We start from the raw sequence: 21,720 nt of genomic DNA on the forward strand, positions 1-21,720 counted from the left end.
GTAAGGTTGTAGGTGAAGATATAGTCTGATACCCATTGGAAACGGTGGGAATAGGGATAAACAACCCTATATAACATTTGATGGCTGGTTGGAAAACAAATGACATGATAGATGGTCTAGATGGAATCATGAGTCTTGCAGCTGCATCCGGTGAAGATCTTGGTACAGTATCAGATATTGTTACTGACGCATTAACTGCTTTTGGTCTTCAAGCTAAAAATTCGGGTAGATTTGCTGATATTTTAGCGTCTGCATCATCAAATGCAAACACGAATGTTTCCATGATGGGTAAGTCATTTGAATACGCTGCGCCAGTTGCGGGAGCGTTAGGTTTTGAGGTGGAAGATGTTGCTGTTGCGTTAGGGTTAATGGCTAACAGTGGTATTAAAGCTGATAAGGCAGGTACAGCATTACGAACCATGTTTACTAACTTAGCTAAACCAAGTAAACAAATGCAAAAAGCAATGGACAAGCTAGATATTTCTTTAACGGATAATGAAGGCAATATGAAAAGCCTTGATACTATCATGAAAGAATTACGTGTATCATTCGGTGAACTTGATGAAGCACAACAAGCACAAAATGCGGCTGCTATTTTTGGTAAAGAGGCCATGTCAGGTGCTTTAGCAATTATTAATGCATCCGAAGAAGATTATAATAAACTGGCTAAAGCTATTAGAAATTCAGAGGGCGCTGCTAAAGAAATGTCCGATATCATGGAAGGAACACTAGGCGGTACGATTCGCGAAATTAAATCAGGTCTCGAAGGATTTGCTATCTCAATATATGAACATATGCTACCAGCTTTGCAGGTCGGGGTAGATAAGGTAAAATCTTTTGTCGAATGGCTTAATGGTTTATCCCCAGCAATAAAAACAACAGGTGTAGTTATTGCTGCACTAGCAGCGGCTATAGGGCCAACTTTAATTGTATTTGGTTCTTTTATTGGGCTTATTGGTAAATCATTATCATTTCTGGCTCCATTAATGACAGCAATTGCTAAAGCCGGGGGATTATTAGGTTATCTTAAAGCGGCCTTTCTAGCATTATCAGGACCTGTTGGGATTGTTATTGGTGTTATTGCTGCATTAACTACAGGCTTTGTTATAGCTTATAAAAAATCAGAAACGTTTAGAAACCTAATACATGGTTTAGGAGAAACTATTAAAAACATATTTGTAGGAATCAGCAATTTTATTAAGCCTGGAATTAATGCTGTCATTAATTTTTTTAGTGAAATTAAAGCGAAAATAAATGAATTTATAAGTAATGAAGGTTCTCAGATAATAGAAGCATTTCGGAACATAGGAGTTGTCTTTCAGTCTATTGGTTCCGTTGTTTTGACAGTACTAAATGGTATACGGACAGCTGTTAAATGGACCTTTGAACAGATATTCAATATTATTCAGTTCATCATGCCGGCGATAGAGTTTATTATTGGCATGGTATGGGATTCAATCAAAAACATCATTATGGGATCGCTGGATATTATCATGAGTGCTGTGAAAATATTTTCTGGTTTGTTTACCCTTGATTTTGCTCAAATGTGGGAAGGTGTGAAACAACTATTCCTTGGCGCGATTCAAGCTGTATGGGGTCTCATAAACCTTTCATTTTTTGGTCGAATTATTAAAGGTGTTGTAGGTTTCGCAGGTTTATTTCGAGGTGCCATATCGAAATTATGGACTGTAGTGAAAGAGATATTTAGTAAATCAATAACAAGCGTGCGGAACTTTGTGAAAAATGGTTTTACACGAATCTTAAATACGATAAAGTCTATTAACACTACCATAAAAAATGTTTTGTCGGGAATCTGGAAAGGGATCCATACATCAATTAGAAACATTGTCACAGGATTGTGGAATTCAGTAAGGAATATTTTTACAAAATTAAAAGATGGTGTCGTCAATTTAACTAGTAACGCACGACAAGGAATCGTAAATCAATGGAATAGAATTAAAAGTGCGGTGAGTGATCTAGCCACTGGCATGTGGAATTCTGTTAAAAAGACCTTTACTAATATGGTTGATGGTGCAAAGAAACTTCCTGGGAGAATCGGCAGAGGAATAAAGAATAGTGCAGGTAAAGCTGTTGAAGGCGTAAAGTCTATGGGTAATAGGCTACTCAAAGGATTTGGTACTCCAATCAACAAGATGATCGGAGGAATTAATTGGGTAACCGATAAATTAGGAGTAAAAAAGAAGATTCCTAAGTGGGAAGTACCACAGTATGCAAAAGGAACAGACGGCCATCCTGGTGGTCTTGCTATTGTTGGTGAGAAAGGAAGAGAATTAATAAAATTACCTGATGGACGATCATTTATAAGTCCGGAAGGTGATACATTACTAAATCTACCGAGAGGCACACATGTTGTACCAAATAGAGAAACAGAAATGATACTCGAATCTGATATTGCTCATTATGCAAAAGGAACAAAAGGGTGGCTAAGTAAAATCGGTGATGTATGGAGTTACATTACTAATCCAACAAAGGTATTAGACAAAATACTTGATGGTATTGGTCTTGGAAAAATATCAGGTTGGGCCAAAACTTTAGCAAGTGCTGGATGGAATTTTGTTAAGAAGTTACCTGGTAAATTTATTAAGTCTATCTTTAAAAAAGCCGAAGAAGATTCAGGAGCTGGTGGAAAGCCGGCATTTGGTTGGCCAATCACTTCTCCATTCGGATATCGCACGCACCCGATAAGTGGTCAACGTAAATTACACGGTGGTGTTGATTTTGGAGCACCAATGGGAGCACCTATCCCATCAACTACTAGCGGTCGTGTTAGTTACGCTGGTTATGGCTGGAATGGTGGGTTCGGTAATCTGGTTAAAATTAAGCAAGGTATTTGGGAAATGTTCTATGCTCATTTGTCTAAGATTTTAGTTAAAGCAGGACAGTCAGTTAAAAAGGGTCAAATTATTGGACTTGTAGGTAGCACCGGAGCATCAACTGGACATCACTTACATTATGAAACACGTAAAAATGGTGTAAGAGTAAATCCTATGAGTTTAAAAGGTTTTGCTACTGGTGGATTGGTAAAATCGAAAATGTTAGCTATGCTAGGCGAAGATGGAGAAGAAATGGTAATACCATTGAATCCTAATCGTAGAACAGATGCCATGAAACTGTTAGCACTTGCTGCTAAAAAAATAGGTGCCGATGATGGAAGTTTTGTAAGACCTAACAATTTATCTAGCCCAGAAACTACTGATAATAATGACTTAAAAGAAATGATCACACTCTTAGTTGAACAAAACGAACACTTGAGAAAGTCTAATGAATTATTAACAGCACTTCTAGGTAAGGACTTGGATTTATATAAGTTAAATAAAAAGGTTGATGAAGGATTGAATAATCTAAGCAGTAGACGTAATGCTGCGTGGGGTGGTAACACATGAAGTTAAATGCTTCAAGGATTAAAATAAACGGGATATATACTGATGAAAAAGGTATCTATCCCAAAGGTCGTTATGAAGTACCGACAGCAGAAGAAGACATAGAATTTATAGAAATAAAAGGACGTGATGGGGAATTAACGAAGAAATACGGATACAAAAACATTCCGTTCCCTGTCACGTTTTATATGCATGCTGATTCATTTAAAACAGCATTTAGGAAAGCGAAGCCCTTTATATTAGGAGCAAAAACCATGCAGGTAGATGATGACGATGAAGTATTTTATAAAGTTAAATCAGTAAAGATTAATCCCGCTGAAAATGTTATGAAAACATTTGGTGAGTTTGAAGTTGAATTTACATTAGATTCCTATATGTATGAGTCGGATAACGAACCAATTAGGGTAACATCAAGGACCGTAATTAAAAACGACGGTCATAAAACGTTACCGATTATTACCGCTCAAGTTAGTGGTACGGGCAAGATATATATTAATGACCAGGAAATTACGATAAAAAACGTTAATGGATCAATCACGATAGATTCAGAAATGCAAAATGCATACAGGAAATCACCGACAGGATTGATTGCTGAAAAAATGAATAAGCATATGATTGGTGAGTTTCCAGTCTTACAGCATGGTGATAATGTGGTTGATTTTAGTGGAAATTTAAGTGTGTTGGAGATTGTGTGTAATAGGAGGTGGGTGTGACTTATTCATGCTATACTCTTATTAATAAGTTTAATAGGAGTGAGCTATGTGTCGCTGAACTCATTAAATTTTGTACAATTTATTGAGATTTCAAACTTACTTAATATTTTACTGATTGTTATTACTCTTGGAACAGTAATGTATGCTAGAAAAACATTATTTATGGAGTATTCTTCTCAAGTACTTATTAGTCGTTATAGAATTAATCCAGATCCAGATGAATTTACGCATACTTGGGAAGTAGATGTCATAAATAAGGGAAGAGGCTACGTTGTTAAGGGATTCATATTGTTATCTATAAAATCTAAAAAAAGCTTATTTAAAAAAGAATACCATTTATCTAAACCAATTGTAGACATTGATCCAGGAAAAAAGGAAGTTATAAAATTAAAACTAAAAGAAACTCATTTCAAAAACGTTGATCCATTAAATGATGTGGTAAAGATAGAAGTGTATTATCAAGATGCATTAAATAAAATATATGTTGTTTCACCAGGAGCCATGGAGAGAGGAAATCATTTAGTGGAATTTGATAAATTACCGAGGAAAATCATTTTTATGTTTCCGAAATACTTTATGTATAAGTACAAATTTAAAAAAGCAATTAAACAAGAAAACACATATGTAGATAGAAAAGAAGCAGAAATAGAACAGAAAAACGATAAAGCAATTAAAATAATGGAATCAATAAAAAAAGTCGACACCAAATAAACAGTATCTTTTTTGGAAGAAGAGGAGTTGGAGCTAAACAAGGGGAACCCCCTTGTTTAGATTATCCATTATGACACTCGCGACTACACCAGTAACAGCCATCAAAGTTTGTTTTACCGGTATTTCTAATTGCTAGCTCAATAGCTGTCTCACAGTCTGAGACATAGCCAATATATTCACGATTCGATCGTGATGGCAAGTGAGTGCAACTTTCATGATGAACTTCATGGTTACCTTTCTCGTCTACGTTTATATTGTAGTAATAGCGTTTCATCATAATCACCCCCCTTCATTGACATTATTCGACAATAAAGGGGGTGTTTCCTTTTGTTATTTTTGACAAATTATTGAAATAACTTAGAAAGGAGGAACTTTACAAAAATGATAACTTTACACGAATCAAACATCACATCGTTTCCACTCGACAACGGAATCGGTGTTTTAAGTGATGCCATCGTTGCATACACAGAGGAAGAACTCAACGGTATGTTTGAGTTTTATATGGAGTATGATTCTGAGGGGCATTTAGTAGATGAGTTAAAAGAAGAACGTATCATAAAAGCAAAGGCGCAAGACAAATTAGGTTATCAGTTATTTAGAATTTATTCCATAACGAAAAATCACGAAAACGATAATCTAATAGTTAATGCACAACACATCACGTATGATCTTGCTAATAACTTTGTTGAAGAGTTAAAAGCTAATAGACTTACTAAAAAACAAGTCATGGAAAAGATAGGTTCAAGCACAGTTTTACCACATACATTTAACGTGACAAGTAGTAATACCACTACGATATCAAGCACATCGTTGTATCGTACCAATCCATTGCAAATGATAGCTGGTATGGAAGGTTCTGTTTTACAAATTTGGGGCGGACAGATAGAGCGTGATAATTTTAATTTAATCTTGCATGATCGACGTGGCCATGATGATGGTGTGACGGTCACGTATGAAAAGAATATAACGGGTCTTGTAGCAACGTTTGATATTAGTAGTTTGGTTACTCGTATATTTCCATACGTGTTTATTGAAGCAACGGACGATACACCGGAGCGACTAATAACCGTTAACGGTAAATACATTGACAGTCCGCATATTAACGATTACGAAGTCATACGCACAGAACCAATTGACTATAGTAACGACAATCGTATTGATACGCAAGATAAGACGGACGCTCAGATAAGACAACAATTAGAACATTTAGCCAAAGACTATTTCAAGGAAACAGGCAACGATAAAATAAAATATGAAATGGAAGTACAGTTTGCACATCTTTGGGAAGCTGAAGAATATAAAGACGTTAAAGTGCTTGAATTAGTCGGTATGGGTGATACCGTTACGACTAATCACAGTAAATTAAAAGTTAATGCAACAGCGATTGTTAACTATATAAAGTACGATTGCATTGCACAAGTAAACGAGGAAGTAAAGCTAGGTAGCGTTAAAGCACGATTGACTGATTCTATTAATAAAATTGATTCGATCGAAAAGAAAGTAGAACAAGCTGAAAGCAATGCTAATCAAGCTATTGTTTCTGCTAACGGTAAAAACACTACTTTTTATGGTCCAGATGAACCAGTCGAGGGCATGCAAAAAGGCGATTTATGGTTTAAGGTTATTGACGGTCAATATCATAAAACGTACAGATATGACGGTATCGAGTGGCAACTCATCATCGACATGGACTCCCAAGAAGCCAAAGAGCAAGCACAGCAAGCTAAAGTCGATGCACAATCCGCGGTAGATAGAGCTAACCAAGCTACACAACAAGCGACTAATGCTATTAATCAAGCACAGACAGCGTTTGATAGTGCACAAGAATCTCTCACATTAGGACAAGGCTTAACAAGTCGCATGTCAGATGCAGAGGGCAATTTAACAGTATTAAATCAGACGACACAATCGTTAGCGGGTCGCTTGTCGGACACAGAAGGTAATCTCACGACTTTAACAGCGACTGTTTCCGGTCTACAAACAACCGTATCGGACATCGACGGTAACGTGGCTAATTTGACTGTTATCTCAAACGCTATGCAAGCTAGATTATGAGACGCAGAAGGTAACATTAATACTCTTACGCTAACGTCGCAGAGCATGCAGTCTACTATTAGTAGTTTGCAAGATGAGTGGGATAACTTGGAAATTGGTGGAAGGAATTTAATATTAAATACGAGTAGCAATTTTAGAAGTGTAACTGTGTTCCAATATGGCGCTTCTCACCTATTTAGAGTGCCAATTGATAGTGAAAAAATTTCACATGGAGATGAAGTGACATTTAGTGTTTATATTAAAGATATTCCAGTTGGTGAAAGAGTTAGGTTAAGGTTGGATTGGTATAGGGACGATAATACTTATGGAGCTGCAACTGCGCCCATGAGTCAATTTACGGATAAAAACGGGAGACTGACATTCGCAACAAGAATACCGAATGACACCAGCTACACTAATGTACGTGGGCGCATAATGCCAGATAACTGGAAAAATAGTTATCAAATTAAGATAAAAGAGGAACAACTCGAAAAAGGTAACAAAGCCACCGATTACTCACCAGCACCCGAAGACATGGCAACGCAATCCCAGATCACGCAACTATCAAACGCTATTAATTTACGTGTTCAAAAAGGCGATGTAATCAATCAGATTAACATAAGCGATGAGTCTATTTTAATTGCAGGTAGACGAATCCATATCACAGGGCAAACGACAATCGATAATGCAACGATAAAATCGGCTCATATCTTATCTTTAGATGCGGGGAAAATAACAACCGGAACACTCGATGCAGGAAAAATAAGTGTAATCAATTTAAGCGCTAATTCGATTGTTGGTGGAATTCTATCAAGTCAAAACGATAATATGACACTTAACATGAATACAGGTAGATTGCATATGCAACGAGTTGACTTTACATTAGGAAGTGGAGCGAACATAGAGTTTTTAGATCGAAACAACCGTTTATTTTACACTAATAGAGGCATTTATGCAGGCATACAATTCGACCACTCGTTAAACAGTGATGGTCGTCCAATGATTGGAGTAGGTGTATCGGATGGACAACATAGTGTAAACGACAGTACTTTTCGAGGCATCCGTATTCACAGTCTGGGGGCTGAGGGAGAACAGGGCTATGGTACAAATATCGTATCTCAAGAGTTCGGAGTCTATTCATTAGCAGACTTATCTGGTAGCGGTTATGTATTTAGACTACACGCATTAAATGGTAGACGTGCGATATATCCAAGATACACAGGAAGGTTTGATTATGATCTAGGTACATCACAAAATTTATGGTCAACATTATACGTTGATACAATAAGAACAACAGGAAGTATTCAAATCAGAAACACAACCGGTTCTGGTGGCTATCAATTAGATACAGTTTATCGTGATGGAGCACCGCATATGTATTTACGAGGGATTAACACTGGTACAATGTATTATGCTTTAGGAGCACCAGGATATCGATTTAGGTATGTTTATTTAACTTATCAACCAGATGTTAGTTCAGATGAAAGATTGAAAGAGAATATTACTGATAATAGTCTTGGACTAGACTTTATTAAAGATTTATCAACCAAAGTCTTCAGGATGAAAAATAATAACGGACATGAAGAACCATTACAATTCGGGATTATTGCACAACAACTGAAATCGACATTAATAGATCATGGAATCAACATTTCAAATCATAGCATTGTGAGCCGGAATGGAGATGGATTTTATGGCGTTCAATCTGCACAACTTATTTTCCCAACCATAAAAGCAGTGCAAGAACTTGACGAGAAAATGATTAATGTCAAAGACGAAGTTAATTGGCTAAAAATCGAAAATCAATACTTAAAACAAAAAATAAAACTATTGGAGGAGAAGGTATCATGAAATTAGAAATTAAAAACATTGACTTAGCAAAGGTTATCTCATTCCTAGAAAAAACAAATTTTAAAGGTTTGCAATCTGTTAACCGAAGTAAGGTAACAAATTATATGACTGAACAATTACGTGAAGTCGTCGAAGGTGAAAAAACAATTCGAGAAGATGGAAAAGATAAACCAAAGCAATGGCTGGAAAAAGAATTAAAGGAGTATTTCGAACAAACAGTTACGATTGAGGGAACAAATTATCTTCCTGGACTTACAGCAATTAAAAACAAAATAAAAGAACTCACGAATGAAGAGAGCGAGCGGGAATTTTCAAATGAAGATGCCTACGCTCTTTTTGTTTTGTATGAAGCATTCAATTTAGAAGGGGGTGACAAATAATGAATATAAGTATAAACCAAATCACGCCACGTCGTACAGACGGTGAAATAACAAGTGTCACGATCCACTTCACAGCACGCACAGAGGATGGGCTTATTAATTTATCTGGAAGCGTACCGATTGAAAATTTCACTGATAAAATTGATTTCGTGGGATTAGAAGATGAAGTGAGAACCGAATTAGTAAATAGGATTATGACTGGGACATTAGAAGATGAATAAGTGATATTTTATATGTGAAAAAGCAGGACTTTTGACTCACCTTGTCGTAATATGTAGATGAGGGGGGGCAGGAGTTGCAAAATTTAATAAACACTGGTTTATTATCATCTACTATTGCATTAATCTTGAGCAGTATCATTTATGTTATTAATAACTTCAACACTAAAGATGTTGAAAGAAAATTAATGTCTAACTTCCATAAAATAAGATATGTATTATCTTTATCACTTGTTAGTGCTTTCTTAAATACAATAGTCATTTTGGTATTATACATGATTAAAGGAGGTGTGGTTACTGGTAATATATTTATAGGATTATTTATATTGTCAATTACTGTTTTTTCTGTAATTTTATTAATGGTAGAGCTATGTTTTTTATTTATAGCTAGGAAGTTTAAATTTATTATTAAACTCAATGACGGAACAAAATGGGAAATTATTAAAACGACTAATGATAAAGGATTACTCTTAAAAAAAGGTGATGAATACAAAATTATAAAGGATTACTATAATCTTCCAATAATAAAATTAATGAAATAATAATGTAACAAAACACTCACATCCGTGGGTGTTTTTTCATGTCCATTTTTAAAGGAGTTGATGAAATTTGGAAGCATTATTAGGAGCAGGTAGCGTCGTATTCGGCATGGTTATAACATATTTTACCTTTGTTAGAAATCGAGATAAAGATGTTAAGCAAGATGCAGAAGATGGCGCTGTCATTCGAACAAAACTGGACTCTATCGGTAAAGGTGTTGATGATATACGAATCGATCTAAAAGCAAATGAAAAACAAATGAGTCGCATGAATGAACAGCTTATTCGTGTAGATGAAAGTACGAAGTCAGCACACAAACGTATCGACAAATTAGAGGGGGTGAGAAAGCATGGTTGAAATCTTAGCAATGGCCAGTGTGATCGCTCCAGTAACTAGCGGTGTGGTGCAAGTGGTAAAGCAAGCTACACAAATTAATAATCGTTATTTACCAGCAGTTGCGACTGTCCTAGGAATGGGATTAGGTGCAGCTGCTTATTTTTTAGACGCAGAACTCGGATTAAGAGTTTGGGCAGGTGGGGTATCCGGTCTAGCAGCAGTCGGTTTATTTGAGCTAGGTAAGCAAACTGTAGATAAAGAGTAATCACTTCGGTGGTTGCTCTTTTTTAATATATAAAAGGAGCATGATATTTATGGTTAAAATTATTAAAAAGTTTATTCCAAAAGGGCAAACAAATCAAAGACCTGGTAGTTATATGGATCCTGAATATATCACGGTACACAATACAGCGAACACTAATAAGGGAGCCAACGCAGAAATGCATTCACGATATTTATTAAATGGAGCAGGTGGCCGAGTTGTTGGTTGGCATTTCACGGTAGATGATTCAGAGATTTATCAGCATTTACCATTAGATGAGCATGGTTGGCATGCAGGGGATGGAGGAAATGGTACTGGTAATCGCAAATCAATCGGAATCGAAATTTGTGAAAATAGTGATGGAGACTTTGGAAAGGCTGTTTCTAATGCAGTGTGGCTCATTCAAAAATTAATGAAGGACCATAACATCGGTATTAATCATGTAGTCACACATAAGCATTGGAGTGGTAAACATTGCCCAAGACGTTTACTAGATCAGTGGCATGGTTTTAAAAAACGCTTAGAAAATAGTAAAAAGGCTAACTCTAAAAAGAAAACATCTAAAAATCCACAGACAAGCGCATACACTGGTTCCAGTATTGTTGACTACCTTAATAGCATCAACGTTGATTCTAGTTTTAATAATCGAAAAAAATTAGCTAAACAATACGGTATTTCTAACTATAAAGGAACAGCTAAACAAAACTTAGAGTTGCTAAATAAAATGAGAAAGGGAACTAAACCAAAGTCAGTCAAAAAAGGCAACATGAAAACAACATCGATTGTTGATTATTTAAAATCAATCGGTGTAGATAGTTCATTTTCTAACAGAAAGAAACTAGCTGCTAAGCACGGTATTAAAAATTATCGAGGCACAGCATCCCAAAATACTCAATTGCTAAATAAAATGAGATAAATAAAAAATACCCCTCAGATTTGAGGGGTTTTAAAATTGAATATTTATATCGCAATGTTTTTTGAAGTTTTTCTTGATGCTTTCTAAAATGTGTGTTTTATCCATTTTATTATTGTAGACATTGTCTTCATAAAAGATTTTTATCATACCAAACTCATTAACAGAGAAAGAATAATTCTCTTCATTAATTATTAATATACTTCCGTAATCTCTGTAATTACCGTGTGTTTGTTTGAATTCCTTTTTTACTTCTTCAAAATTTAAGTCGAGATACGTTTTAGCGGGAGAAAATGATTCACTAATCAATGTCATTTTAATCCCTCCTGATCTATTTTTGAAGTAATGTTATTGAAGTCTTTCACACTTGAATAATGATTGACAATGTCCTCTAATGATTTGTTTTGATTTCTTACATATTCAGTTTGATCGTCAATTATTTTTTTTAGATGTGAGTATTCCCAGTTTGCTTCAGTGATATTCCCATTTTCAACTAAGCTTTTTAATTGTTTATCCATGTCATCGATATTACTATAACTATGTTCTATGGACCCATACTCTTTAAGTTCATTTAGCAGCTCGAATACCTTTAATACGTTTTTGTTATTGCTTTTATTTTGCAATCTGTGAGAAAAATCTATAAATCTAAATTCCATGTTATCCAATAACCTCTACCCCATATTTTTTGAGTTTTTTTGTGATGTTATTCAATAATCTGGGAACGTCCTTTTTTTTATTAAGGAACTCTCTAGGGTCACATAAAAATATTTTCATTAATGTATTGAAATCATTTTTAATATCTTTAGGCATAATAAAGAAAGTCCAAGAAGCTTCTAATAAGTGTTTTCTTAATTTGTCATATTCAATGGTTGTAGAATCTATTGTTCCACGAATAATTATACTAAATAACTCTTTATTATTTTGTGTAAGTGCTATTAATACTGTTCTCTTATGTCTTGATTTTTCTCTTTTCATATTAATGATTTGTCCAATCGTAAATGTAAAAATAGTTATTATAGCTCCTACAAGTGTATAAAAGGCTTTATGCTCTAAAAACGATATTTTAGAAAAAATAATCATTTTTCTTTAAATTTATCTGCATGTTTTTTTAGATTCTCTAAATTATCAATTAATTTGTTAGATTCTTCAATATAATGATCGATTAATCTGGAGTCTAAGTTAAAAATTCCCTTATGTAATGATTGGACAGTGACATTAGAAAAGATGCTAATAATACCTAACATAGACGCGGTAGTAAATAAAGCGTCTAATGATTTTCCGTCCACACGAGACAATCTGATTTTATGGTAATTAGAATTATCTTCTATATTTATAGATGCAGAACTTAATAAAAACGGATTGTTAGATGTTTTATCGATATGTTTTTTTAACGGGAGGCTATACATAGCTTTTATGTTATTAAGCTCATCTAACAAATGTTGAAAGTCACTATCTGATTCTTCAATGGTATTATCAGAAGCGATATAGCTTATTAATATCGGTGTTAAATCCTTTGTCAGATAACTTAGACTTTCTTCTATATTGATAGATGTATTGTCTTGGTTTAGGGTGTATTCCAGAATAAATTTTAATGAATCCATAGAACCTGTTCGTTTATTGAAGAATTCTAACAATTTATTCACATCTGCTTTTAGCTTTCTTGCATCCATGCTACTGTATTCTCCTTCTAAAAATATTATTTTACCATATTATAGCACAACAGATTTCTTTATGTGGTTTTGTTACAAAATAGTTGTTGATTATATGTGATTGTCTTTTTTTGTTTATAGAAATCCTTTCCACTTGAAAACAGAACATTAGTTCCCTATAATGATAATTAACAGGAGGGAACAGATGTGCGTAAAGAGTTGTTGAAATGTATGTATAAAAATCAGTTAGCCGAACTTATTTATATGTCTCAAGATGGAAAGATTACAAAAAGACGAGTTAAAGTTTATAAGATAGATGAACAACATTTCCAAGGTTATTGCTTGCTACGTAGGGCAACACGTACATTTAATTACAACAATGTATTAGCACTTGTTCCAGTCATAGAAAAAGAAAGAATGGTGGTTTAAATGAACGATCATATAAAAGATCGTGGCACAAAGAAATGGACATCAATTATGTTACCAGAACATGTGAAAGCATTGAGGGAGCTTAATAAAGAATTGGATAAGGTGCAAAAGCCCATTTTAGACGAACAAAAGATATGGGAAAATGAAGTTAAGCTGCAGATGGCTTAACATTAGAACTTGTAAGTAATAAAATGATGAGAATTTGCCTAAAGAGATTTGAAGGGCTGTTTGCTTATATTTAGTATCAATTAACTCTGTGACTCAAACAACCCTCATAGTTTTATGTTAGAAAATCATATATCTTATTTAATTACATTTCGTGGTTAATTTTTTTTTTGAAAAAAGATAATAGAACCCAGGATATTATAAATGATAATATAGGATAAATTATATTCCATGATGAAAAGTTCATAGGTAATTCAGGATAAAGTATTTTAAAATAAGAAAATTCATACATTAAATTTAGTATCAATGTTATTATAGGTGCGATAAATAGCTTTTTTGTGACAATAGATACTGCAACACCGAAGCCAATCACTACTAAAGGTACTATAACCAATTGCATAATAAAAGGATCAATAGAGCCCATGATGTATCTCCTCCACTTTGATATTATATTTTATATTGTGAATCAAACTATCACCATTTTTTCTTTTTATATATAAACCCGTTATAACTTAGATATGATTGGTTTATATAATCATAAGGCTTTATAATAGATGGCGTCCTCCATTTAAGTGGCATATTTGGACCAGAGTTCTTGGGAACTTTGTATGTTTTTCCTGCCTTGTAATAAGAATACCATACTATTTCGCTACAATACGTATTTTTAATATTTTTCGGGTCTGAAGTTATAAGATATGGTATTTTTTTATTTTTAAAATATTTTTTAGCCATGTTTGCAGCTTTTTTTCCTAATGCTGCTGATTTTGGTCTAACCACTTTTGTTTTTGGATATTCTTTAAACCACTTAGTTATAGACATAGTTGTAGGATAAGGTGAACTTTTTCTACCTGATGTATGCAAAATGGTTGTAGAAGAAATTGCAATACCGGTATGGCCAGTTAAGCCTTTTGAACTAGTAGATTTTGTAATAAAAATATCTCCAGGTCTATACCCTGATGCTTCAACTTTATTGTCTGTAAACAAAACAAAAGACAACATAATTGTGAAAATCATCAGTAGTTTGATAATTCTTTTCATTATGAAATACCTCCCTAATTATTATAGTAAAAAATATAAAAAAATAAACATGAAATGCAATAGCTTCGACAAAAATAGTTACAAATCGACAGCAACACCTTATGTATATTCCGTAAAATATGTATGTTATTCTACTAAATATTAAATATTGATGAATACAAAAGGTAATTTATCTTAAACAATATTAGAGCTTTCTTATAAAGAAAAGAATAATAAAAAGAAAAAATGAACTGTTATCAAAGTAAGATTGACTGGAGAGTCCGGTAGAATACCGGAAACAAACCAGCCAAATTTCTGCTTAAATATTTAGTCTAACTTTTGGGGTTCAGTACATACTCCTCAAACATGAGGGGTTTTATTAAGAAAAAAGAGTCGTGCTTAACGACTCTCTTCCTTATCTAAACAATCATGACAGCTCACTTTGCCATTTCTAACAGTTCCATCATCTGAATAACTTCCACAAATTGAACACGATTGGTACATATGATCATCCTCCAAATTTATCCTTATTAAAAATAAGCATGGTATTAGTATCATTTTAATGTAAATCTCATCGTCATTCAACTTAATAAGGGAACTAATGTTCTTGTTATTTTCCTAACTAAATACTATAATGTACGTAAGTGCATTACTATTAATACGGACAAGTTGCATCATCATACGCTATATCGAGGTGATGCATCATGAAAGTAACCGTCATTAAAGGTAAGCACTTCGACAGTCATTTGAATAGGGCATATAGGTACATTATTGAATGTTACAGGGAGGAACTGAGACGTGATAGGAATTTACGTAAGAGTATCGACCGAGGAACAGAAAAAGGGATACAGTGTAGAAGGACAGATAAATGATTGCATTAACATGGCTAAAACAGATAACATTATAAAATATGTTGATGATGGGTATACCGGTGAAATATTAAATCGCCCAGCACTGACTAAAATGTTAGAAGATGCCGAGAACGAAATCATAAATAAAATTATTTGTTATGATCCGGATCGTTTATCTAGGAAACTATTAAATCAATTAATCATTACGGAAAAACTAGAAAAATTTAATGTGGAATTAAAATTTGTTCGTAGTGATTATAAATCCGATCCGGAAGGGCAATTATATTTTCAAATTCGTGGTGCTTTTTCTGAATTTGATAAGGCAAAGATAAAACATAATACAATGACAGGTAGATACAGAAAAGCCAAAAAAGGCCATGTTGTAAAAGGTTCTGGACTTTTTGGTTATGACTATGATAGGGAAAAAAAGACATATGTTATTAATGAAGAAGAGGCAAAAGTTATTAAGATGATTTTCGATTATTTTACTGATCCTCATACAAAGTTTAAAGGGATAAATGGCATAGCCCACCATTTAACTGAGCTTGGTATTCCGACACCGAGAGGGAAAAAAGTTTGGCATAGACAAGTGGTCCGACAAATGTTAATGAATGAATCATATACGGGTCGATATTTTCAAAATAAATATAATACAGAAGGAAATTATGTTAAAAAGCAAGCAGGGGAAAGGGTAGAATTGCGACTAAGACCGAGAGAAGAATGGCTTGAAACGAGAATTCCAAGAATCATTAGTGATGAGCAGTTTAATTTTGCACAACAAAAAATAAAGCATGCTAAAAGAAGGTTTGCGAACTATGGCCGACATAATTATTTGTTGTCTGGTTTAGTAAGATGTGGTCGATGTGGAGAAACGATGACAGGTAGAAAAAGAAAGTCTCACGGAAAGGACTATTTTGTTTATGAGTGTCGTAAGAATTATGCCGGTGCAAAAAGTAGAGGCTGCGGAAGAGAAATGAGTGAAAACAAATTAAATAAAATCGTTTGGACAAAAGTCGTTGATATGTTAAATAACCCCGAAAAGGTAAATGAATACAAAGATGATATTCCAGCAAAGAATTATTTGTTAGAAGAAATAACTCACCTTGAAAATCAAATTAAACGCGTTAGAAATGGTAGAAAAAGATTACTTTCATTAATTTCTATAAGCGATGATGAACTCAATCTTGATGAAATTAAAGAAAAAATGAGAGAGCTCCAGGATGAGGAGAAAAAATACAAGGAATCATTAAAAGAATTAAAGAAAGAAAACAAACACCAAAAACATAATGAATACAGCGAAATCATTCTTCAAGAAACCCTTCAATATTATTTATCTGTGAAGGATACAAACTTTGATAAAAACCAAATGAAAAAAATAATCCGCATGATTGTAGAAGAAGTTGTCGTAGTTGATGCGAAAACGGTTTACATTCATACATTCTAACGATTTTTAAATGTACCCCCCTATTGTTATAAAGATTTCATTTTCAACACACCTCGCCGCATAGGTGGCTAATTTTGTTCCTTTACCTAATGAATAGCTCTCAATGCCTTTAATAAGACCAATGGTACCGATGGAGATTAGATCTTCTGTATCTTCTCCGGTGTTATCAAATTTTTTTACAATATGGGCAACTAGTCGTAAATTATGTTCAATCAGTTTATTACGTGCCTCATGACTCCCTTTCTGCATCTCTTGAATATATTTTAACTCTTCTTCAGGGGGGAGGGGTTGAGGAAAGGCCTGGTTTTTAACATATGATACAAAAAAAAGCGCTTCTTTAATTAACAATATAAGAGCACTTATAAATGACACAAAAAGACACCTCCGCTTTTTTATTAGGTAAACGCCTATATTGTATCTTTATGAAGCTGAAGGTGTTCTTGTGTCTGTCCATGCAAAAAAGAAAAAAGCGACCTTATAAAGTCGCTTTTACGCTTTGTTTTGTTTCATTGCATTTGCTAGTTCATCTTTACGATTTTTTGTTAATGGTTTAACACCTGCACGATGAGCTGCTCGGGAAATCATATGTCCTGATACGGGATTCGTCAGTAATATGAAGAATAGCGCCAATAATAACTTTCCACTGATGATATTATGTTGAATGTATAGAAAGATAAACATCCCGAGTAAGATACCTGCTAGTCCAAGTGTAGAGGCTTTTGTTGCAGCATGTAGACGGGTATATATATCGGGAAAGCGCACAATCCCAATCGAACTCGATACAACAAAAAAAGTTCCAGTTAACAAAAAGAGAATAATAACAATGTTGAGTATGATATTAATCCATGTCTCGATCAATGATAACACCCTTTTCTAAATATTTGGCGATGGCAACCGTTCCAAGAAACGATAGGATTGCAATTAATAAAATAGCGTCATTTAATTGCGTTGTTACGAGAGAAATGGAAACAAATGCTGCAACAGCCATTAAATTGATACCAATAACATCTAGAGCAACAGCTCGATCAGCATTTGTAGGTCCAACTAAAATGCGATACACCAAAAGGGTAAGAGAAATGGATATACCGATAAAACAAATCATGACGACCCAATCTAAAACATTTTGTGTCAGTAATAAAATTTCTTGACTCATCGGGTCACCTCCATAATGGCTTTTTCAAACGTGTTTTTAATGGACTGAATGGACTCATCAATATCATCAATATCCATCGCATGAATATAAATAGTAGAATTATCATTTGAAAATGCAACAGATAACGTGCCCGGTGTGAGTGTAATTAAGTTTGCCAATAATGTTAACTCCCAGTCTGACTTTAATTCTGTTTCATATGCAAAGATTCCAGGTTCGATATCAGGTTTAGGTGTATAAACGAGCTTAACAATATCGATATTTGATTTAATTAACTCTTTAATAAAAAGGAAAATGAGTTGAATAATCTTAACGAAACGATCTAGATAAAATCGTCCCGGAATGAACCGATTCAAAAGTAATAATAAGATTATCCCAAGTATATACCCGGCAATAAAGCTTGTTAGCGTATATGTCTCGCTTAAGAACATCCACATAATTGCAATAACGAGATTGATAACAATTTGAAAGGCCATTGACATTACTCCTTTAACACAGAATCAATATATTGTTGTGGATCGAGTAGATATTCTGCAATTGAATCGATTGTCGGAACAAAGAATTCAGCTCCGATTCCTAAGATGACTGAACAACTTAATAAGAAAACGACCGGTCCAACCATTCCAGAAATTGATTTTTTATCAATGCTTTGTTGTGGCGTTTGTTCGCCCCAAAATCCGCGAATGAATATTTTCATGACGGAGTATAGAATAAGTAAACTTGTTCCTAAAGCAATTAATCCAATAACGATTTCGCCATTTGCAAAAGCTCCTTTTAGAAGCTGTAATTTACCGATGAATCCACTAAATGGTGGAATCCCAGCTAGTATAAAGGCTGCTAAGAATAATAGCCACCCAAGGAGTGGGTATGAGTTTATGAGTCCTTTCATCTTTCTAAGATCGGATGTACCGGCTACATAAGCGATAATACCGACAAGTAAGAAAAGGGCTGATTTAATAATCATATCGTGAACTAAATAATAAATAGATCCACTCATTCCTGCGCGGTTATAAAACCCAATCCCCATCATAATAAATCCAATCGCTGGGATAATGTTATAAGCAATAATAAGTTTAATATTGTTCGTTGAAAGAGCTCCAATGACCCCGAATATCATTGAAAGTCCGGCAATCCAAATGAACATGTCGTGTGTCATATCTAATTTATGAACAAATATTAACGAAAACACACGAATAATTGAATAAATACCGACCTTTGTTAATAAAGCCGCGAAAATGGCTGAAACAACTGGGTTTGGAACGATATATGATTTAGGTAACCAATAGTAGAGCGGGAATAATGCTGCTTTCGTAGCGAATACAAAAAATAGCAATATCCCAATCGTTGTTAAGATTCCCTGTTGGTCTACCTCTTGAACACGTTCAGCAATTTGCGCCATATTAACGGTTCCGACAACACCGTATAGAAACGCAACAGCAGTAACAAAAAGGATCGATGAAAAGACGTTAATCAATACGTACTTTAATGATTCCCTCAATTGTACTTTATCGCCACCAAGTACAATTAATGCATAAGATGCAATAAGAAGGACCTCAAAGAATACGAATAAGTTAAATAAATCTCCTGTTAAGAATGCGCCACTAACCCCACTAATTAGAAAGAAGAAAAATGCATAAAAATAATGTTTTTCCTGTTTCATTGAGATGGAGTGTGGAGCATAGAATATCGCTGCAACAACGATGATATTCGTCGTTAGAACTAAAATAGCAGAAAGCATATCCATAACGATGACTATGCCATAAGGTGCGACCCAATCCCCAGTTTCTAAAACGATTGTACCATTTTGTGAAACGTAATAAACGAGATAGATAGCTCCAAGTAAATTACCCGAAGCAAAAAACTTAGCCAATGAACGCGATTGTTTAATGTTCGAATGAGTAAAAGCTAAAATCGTTCCGGCAAGGAGTGGGAATATAATTGGAAAAATAGCTAGATTATTCATTTGGCTTACCCCTTAATTGTTCCATATTATCTGTATTATTTTCTTTAGCAGTTCGATAAGCTAACACAAGCATTAAGCTCGTTAATCCAAAACTAATAACAATGGATGTTAAAATCAAAGCTTGTGGTAGCGGATCAGTGTAGGATGTGATTCCTTCAGTTAATATTGGTGGTTGTCCACGCTTTAATTTCCCCATTGTTAATATAAATAAATGGGCAGCATGTGAAATAAGCACAGTCCCGATAATGATACGGACCATTTGTTTTTGTAATAAGTTGTACACTGCAACAGCAAAAATGATTCCAGCTAATATAGAAATGATGATTTCCATTATTTATCCGCCTCCTTATCTTTTCTTAATTTGATAAGGCTGAATACGGCTAATGCAGCAATTCCTAATACTGTAATCTCAAATAAAGTATCCAGACCACGCATGTCCACGAGGATGACGTTAACAACGTTTGTTCCTCCACCAATCGATTGGGCAGTTTCTAAGAAATAATCGGAAATTGGTTCAAACCAATTTGAGCTATGAGCTGATATTCCGATTAAAGTCATGAGTGTTCCAAATCCAATCGCGATGACTGCGTTTTTTATCTTTGTTGATCGTTTATCGTCCCGTTTACGCATTTTTGGTAAATGATAAAACGCTAATAAAAACAAGACAACAGAGACGGTTTCTATGACTAATTGAGTTAGCGCTAAGTCAGGTGCCCGATAAATAAGAAATAATATTGACACACCGTAACCAACAATCCCAGTAATTAATAGAGCTGCTAAGTTGTGATTAGTAAATACTGTTGCAATCGATGCTATAACGATTAAGACAACAACAACAATTTCAATAACCGATATATCAGCTAGATTATCGTATTGAATTATAAATCCATCGGTTGTAAACAAATAGGTGGTAGTCATTAAAACGATTGTTCCGATGATTAATGATATATACGTTTTTAAAGAGCCATTCATATATGAGTTTGTTATTCTAGCTGATCGATGGTCAATCTGCTTTATGATTCTGTCATAAACACGATTAAAACTTGATTGACCAGGTATGACATTATAGACTTTTGTCCATACAGAACGTGTTCCATATAAGACAAGGCCCACACCAACAACAATTAAGGACATGATAAATGGTGTATTAAGCCCGTGCCAAAATTGAATTGGCTCGCTCTTAACAAACGGATTAATTGCTCCTGCAGCATGAGCTAAAAATGAACCATTAAACGCGTTTGGAAATAATCCGATTGTAATAACGCCTAAAACAAGGATAGCAGGTGGGATTAGCATACCTAATGGAGCTTCTTTAGGTGTTTTTGGTAATTTTAAGTCATGTTTCTTACTACCAAATACTCCAAAAAACAAGTACATCGAATAGACGAATGTAAAGATGCTACCAAACACAGCAAGATAAGGCACGACTTGCGTAAGGACTTGTTGTAAACCAGAATCGGTTAATGGAAGTTGAAGCGTTGAATCAAAGAACATTTCCTTACTATAAAATCCGTTCAAAAATGGTAATGGAATTCCAGCCATCGAGAACGTGCCAAATAGGGCAAGTGTTGCTGTCATAGGTAACAATGTAAATAGTCCACCAAGTTTACGGATGTCACGTGTACCTGTTTGTAAATCAACAATACCAGCAACCATAAATAAGCTACCTTTAAATGTTGCATGGTTTAAAATA

27 protein-coding genes and 1 pseudogene are annotated in these 21,720 nt (G+C 34.4%); 14 read left to right on the plus strand and 14 right to left on the minus strand.

From position 1 onward, the window contains the following. Positions 1-80: 80 nt before the first annotated feature. Genes VIG73_RS08365 through VIG73_RS08375 form a run of 3 tightly spaced genes read left to right on the plus strand, consistent with a single transcriptional unit; the run spans position 81 to position 4,825 of the window. Positions 81-3,404, plus strand: a complete 3,324-nt coding sequence (locus VIG73_RS08365) for a phage tail tape measure protein (RefSeq protein ID WP_331640884.1) — start codon at positions 81-83, stop codon at positions 3,402-3,404. Beyond that, positions 3,401-4,114 carry a hypothetical protein gene (locus VIG73_RS08370; protein ID WP_331640886.1) on the plus strand — a complete coding sequence of 238 codons (714 nt, stop codon included), beginning with the start codon at positions 3,401-3,403 and terminating at the stop codon, positions 4,112-4,114. The genes VIG73_RS08365 and VIG73_RS08370 overlap by 4 nt, the downstream gene beginning before the upstream one ends. 48 nt (positions 4,115-4,162) lie before the next feature. Beyond that, entirely contained in the window at positions 4,163-4,825 is a 663-nt protein-coding gene (locus tag VIG73_RS08375) for a hypothetical protein (RefSeq protein WP_331640888.1), read from the plus strand. A gap of 61 nt (positions 4,826-4,886) precedes the next feature. Here VIG73_RS08375 and VIG73_RS08380 read toward each other — a convergent pair whose 3' ends face one another. Next, on the minus strand, positions 4,887-5,099 hold the full coding sequence (locus VIG73_RS08380) for a hypothetical protein (RefSeq protein ID WP_331640890.1): 213 nt from the start codon (positions 5,097-5,099) through the stop codon (positions 4,887-4,889). Between the two features lie 107 nt (positions 5,100-5,206). On the opposite strand from VIG73_RS08380, the gene VIG73_RS08385 reads away from it, so the two are divergent. From VIG73_RS08385 to VIG73_RS08420, 8 genes are all read left to right on the plus strand, one after another. Continuing rightward, on the plus strand, positions 5,207-6,880 hold the full coding sequence (locus tag VIG73_RS08385) for a phage tail spike protein (protein WP_331640892.1): 1,674 nt from the start codon (positions 5,207-5,209) through the stop codon (positions 6,878-6,880). Positions 6,881-6,967: 87 nt separating this feature from the next. Beyond that, the gene (locus VIG73_RS08390; RefSeq protein WP_331640894.1) at positions 6,968-8,710 is read left to right on the plus strand and encodes a gp58-like family protein; all 1,743 of its coding nucleotides are present in this window, start codon (positions 6,968-6,970) and stop codon (positions 8,708-8,710) included. After that, on the plus strand, positions 8,707-9,090 hold the full coding sequence (locus tag VIG73_RS08395; RefSeq protein ID WP_331640896.1) for a hypothetical protein: 384 nt from the start codon (positions 8,707-8,709) through the stop codon (positions 9,088-9,090). Before VIG73_RS08390 ends, VIG73_RS08395 begins: the two co-directional genes overlap by 4 nt. Next, positions 9,090-9,311: a hypothetical protein gene (locus VIG73_RS08400; protein ID WP_331640898.1), complete on the plus strand. Its 222-nt coding sequence runs from the start codon at positions 9,090-9,092 to the stop codon at positions 9,309-9,311. The genes VIG73_RS08395 and VIG73_RS08400 overlap by 1 nt, the downstream gene beginning before the upstream one ends. Before the next feature lie 74 nt (positions 9,312-9,385). Next, positions 9,386-9,850 (plus strand): hypothetical protein, encoded by a 465-nt coding sequence (locus tag VIG73_RS08405; RefSeq protein ID WP_331640900.1) that lies wholly within the window; start codon positions 9,386-9,388, stop codon positions 9,848-9,850. A gap of 67 nt (positions 9,851-9,917) precedes the next feature. Beyond that, entirely contained in the window at positions 9,918-10,205 is a 288-nt protein-coding gene (locus VIG73_RS08410) for a hypothetical protein (RefSeq protein ID WP_331640902.1), read from the plus strand. Continuing rightward, entirely contained in the window at positions 10,198-10,449 is a 252-nt protein-coding gene (locus VIG73_RS08415) for a holin (RefSeq protein WP_331640904.1), read from the plus strand. The genes VIG73_RS08410 and VIG73_RS08415 overlap by 8 nt, the downstream gene beginning before the upstream one ends. A gap of 49 nt (positions 10,450-10,498) precedes the next feature. Beyond that, a complete protein-coding gene (locus VIG73_RS08420; protein WP_331640906.1) occupies positions 10,499-11,362 on the plus strand; it encodes an N-acetylmuramoyl-L-alanine amidase in 864 nt (287 codons plus the stop codon). Between the two features lie 30 nt (positions 11,363-11,392). Here VIG73_RS08420 and VIG73_RS08425 read toward each other — a convergent pair whose 3' ends face one another. The 4 genes from VIG73_RS08425 to VIG73_RS08440 all read right to left on the minus strand — a co-directional run bounded on the left by VIG73_RS08425 (position 11,393) and on the right by VIG73_RS08440 (position 13,029). Continuing rightward, complete coding sequence (locus VIG73_RS08425) at positions 11,393-11,674, minus strand: hypothetical protein (RefSeq protein WP_331640908.1); 282 nt, start codon at positions 11,672-11,674, stop codon at positions 11,393-11,395. Continuing rightward, positions 11,671-12,024, minus strand: coding sequence for a hypothetical protein (locus VIG73_RS08430; protein ID WP_331640910.1), 354 nt, complete (start codon positions 12,022-12,024; stop codon positions 11,671-11,673). Before VIG73_RS08430 ends, VIG73_RS08425 begins: the two co-directional genes overlap by 4 nt. Then, a complete protein-coding gene (locus VIG73_RS08435; RefSeq protein WP_331640913.1) occupies positions 12,017-12,334 on the minus strand; it encodes a hypothetical protein in 318 nt (105 codons plus the stop codon). Before VIG73_RS08435 ends, VIG73_RS08430 begins: the two co-directional genes overlap by 8 nt. A 101-nt stretch (positions 12,335-12,435) precedes the next feature. Further along, positions 12,436-13,029 carry a hypothetical protein gene (locus VIG73_RS08440; RefSeq protein WP_331640915.1) on the minus strand — a complete coding sequence of 198 codons (594 nt, stop codon included), beginning with the start codon at positions 13,027-13,029 and terminating at the stop codon, positions 12,436-12,438. Positions 13,030-13,215: 186 nt separating this feature from the next. Between VIG73_RS08440 and VIG73_RS08445 the strand changes: the two genes are divergently transcribed. Then, complete coding sequence (locus VIG73_RS08445; RefSeq protein ID WP_331640917.1) at positions 13,216-13,437, plus strand: transcriptional regulator; 222 nt, start codon at positions 13,216-13,218, stop codon at positions 13,435-13,437. Beyond that, the gene (locus VIG73_RS08450; protein WP_331640918.1) at positions 13,438-13,605 is read left to right on the plus strand and encodes a YolD-like family protein; all 168 of its coding nucleotides are present in this window, start codon (positions 13,438-13,440) and stop codon (positions 13,603-13,605) included. It begins immediately after the preceding gene. 142 nt (positions 13,606-13,747) lie between these two features. Here VIG73_RS08450 and VIG73_RS08455 read toward each other — a convergent pair whose 3' ends face one another. Next, positions 13,748-14,026, minus strand: coding sequence for a DUF2651 family protein (locus VIG73_RS08455; protein WP_331640920.1), 279 nt, complete (start codon positions 14,024-14,026; stop codon positions 13,748-13,750). 50 nt (positions 14,027-14,076) lie between these two features. After that, positions 14,077-14,640 carry a hypothetical protein gene (locus tag VIG73_RS08460; RefSeq protein WP_331640922.1) on the minus strand — a complete coding sequence of 188 codons (564 nt, stop codon included), beginning with the start codon at positions 14,638-14,640 and terminating at the stop codon, positions 14,077-14,079. Between the two features lie 777 nt (positions 14,641-15,417). Here VIG73_RS08460 and VIG73_RS08465 point away from each other — a divergent pair. Continuing rightward, on the plus strand, positions 15,418-16,914 hold the full coding sequence (locus VIG73_RS08465; RefSeq protein ID WP_331640924.1) for a recombinase family protein: 1,497 nt from the start codon (positions 15,418-15,420) through the stop codon (positions 16,912-16,914). A 27-nt stretch (positions 16,915-16,941) separates the two neighbouring features. Here VIG73_RS08465 and VIG73_RS08470 read toward each other — a convergent pair. From VIG73_RS08470 to mbhE, 7 genes and pseudogenes are all read right to left on the minus strand, one after another. Further along, positions 16,942-17,286: pseudogene (locus VIG73_RS08470) on the minus strand (sigma factor); the annotation flags it as partial. Positions 17,287-17,403: 117 nt separating this feature from the next. Next, entirely contained in the window at positions 17,404-17,772 is a 369-nt protein-coding gene (mnhG, locus tag VIG73_RS08475; RefSeq protein ID WP_331640926.1) for a monovalent cation/H(+) antiporter subunit G, read from the minus strand. Next, positions 17,753-18,067, minus strand: coding sequence for a Na(+)/H(+) antiporter subunit F1 (locus VIG73_RS08480; protein WP_331640928.1), 315 nt, complete (start codon positions 18,065-18,067; stop codon positions 17,753-17,755). Before VIG73_RS08480 ends, mnhG begins: the two co-directional genes overlap by 20 nt. Continuing rightward, positions 18,064-18,540: a Na+/H+ antiporter subunit E gene (locus VIG73_RS08485; protein WP_331640930.1), complete on the minus strand. Its 477-nt coding sequence runs from the start codon at positions 18,538-18,540 to the stop codon at positions 18,064-18,066. Before VIG73_RS08485 ends, VIG73_RS08480 begins: the two co-directional genes overlap by 4 nt. 5 nt (positions 18,541-18,545) lie before the next feature. Next, the gene (locus VIG73_RS08490) at positions 18,546-20,027 is read right to left on the minus strand and encodes a Na+/H+ antiporter subunit D (RefSeq protein ID WP_331640932.1); all 1,482 of its coding nucleotides are present in this window, start codon (positions 20,025-20,027) and stop codon (positions 18,546-18,548) included. Continuing rightward, the gene (locus VIG73_RS08495) at positions 20,020-20,358 is read right to left on the minus strand and encodes a Na(+)/H(+) antiporter subunit C (protein WP_146936850.1); all 339 of its coding nucleotides are present in this window, start codon (positions 20,356-20,358) and stop codon (positions 20,020-20,022) included. Before VIG73_RS08495 ends, VIG73_RS08490 begins: the two co-directional genes overlap by 8 nt. Continuing rightward, the coding region (gene mbhE / locus VIG73_RS08500; protein ID WP_331640936.1) for a hydrogen gas-evolving membrane-bound hydrogenase subunit E at positions 20,358-21,720 on the minus strand (1,363 nt) is incomplete at its 5' end. The genes VIG73_RS08495 and mbhE, both read right to left, overlap by 1 nt.

The organism is Cerasibacillus sp. (genome assembly GCF_036516575.1).
GTDB lineage: Bacteria > Bacillota > Bacilli > Bacillales > Amphibacillaceae > Cerasibacillus.

Bases quoted from the DNA above. Each gene is read 5' to 3' on its own strand.
- VIG73_RS08365 (WP_331640884.1), top strand. From the start codon at position 81: ATGGCTGGTTGGAAAACAAATGACATGATAGATGGTCTAGATGGAATC.
- VIG73_RS08370 (WP_331640886.1), top strand. From the start codon at position 3,401: ATGAAGTTAAATGCTTCAAGGATTAAAATAAACGGGATATATACTGAT.
- VIG73_RS08380 (WP_331640890.1), bottom strand. From the start codon at position 5,099: ATGAAACGCTATTACTACAATATAAACGTAGACGAGAAAGGTAACCAT.
- VIG73_RS08385 (WP_331640892.1), top strand. From the start codon at position 5,207: ATGATAACTTTACACGAATCAAACATCACATCGTTTCCACTCGACAAC.
- VIG73_RS08395 (WP_331640896.1), top strand. From the start codon at position 8,707: ATGAAATTAGAAATTAAAAACATTGACTTAGCAAAGGTTATCTCATTC.
- VIG73_RS08400 (WP_331640898.1), top strand. From the start codon at position 9,090: ATGAATATAAGTATAAACCAAATCACGCCACGTCGTACAGACGGTGAA.
- VIG73_RS08415 (WP_331640904.1), top strand. From the start codon at position 10,198: ATGGTTGAAATCTTAGCAATGGCCAGTGTGATCGCTCCAGTAACTAGC.
- VIG73_RS08420 (WP_331640906.1), top strand. From the start codon at position 10,499: ATGGTTAAAATTATTAAAAAGTTTATTCCAAAAGGGCAAACAAATCAA.
- VIG73_RS08425 (WP_331640908.1), bottom strand. From the start codon at position 11,674: ATGACATTGATTAGTGAATCATTTTCTCCCGCTAAAACGTATCTCGAC.
- VIG73_RS08435 (WP_331640913.1), bottom strand. From the start codon at position 12,334: ATGAAAAGAGAAAAATCAAGACATAAGAGAACAGTATTAATAGCACTT.
- VIG73_RS08440 (WP_331640915.1), bottom strand. From the start codon at position 13,029: ATGGATGCAAGAAAGCTAAAAGCAGATGTGAATAAATTGTTAGAATTC.
- VIG73_RS08450 (WP_331640918.1), top strand. From the start codon at position 13,438: ATGAACGATCATATAAAAGATCGTGGCACAAAGAAATGGACATCAATT.
- VIG73_RS08455 (WP_331640920.1), bottom strand. From the start codon at position 14,026: ATGGGCTCTATTGATCCTTTTATTATGCAATTGGTTATAGTACCTTTA.
- VIG73_RS08460 (WP_331640922.1), bottom strand. From the start codon at position 14,640: ATGAAAAGAATTATCAAACTACTGATGATTTTCACAATTATGTTGTCT.
- VIG73_RS08480 (WP_331640928.1), bottom strand. From the start codon at position 18,067: ATGAGTCAAGAAATTTTATTACTGACACAAAATGTTTTAGATTGGGTC.
- VIG73_RS08485 (WP_331640930.1), bottom strand. From the start codon at position 18,540: ATGGCCTTTCAAATTGTTATCAATCTCGTTATTGCAATTATGTGGATG.
- VIG73_RS08490 (WP_331640932.1), bottom strand. From the start codon at position 20,027: ATGAATAATCTAGCTATTTTTCCAATTATATTCCCACTCCTTGCCGGA.
- VIG73_RS08495 (WP_146936850.1), bottom strand. From the start codon at position 20,358: ATGGAAATCATCATTTCTATATTAGCTGGAATCATTTTTGCTGTTGCA.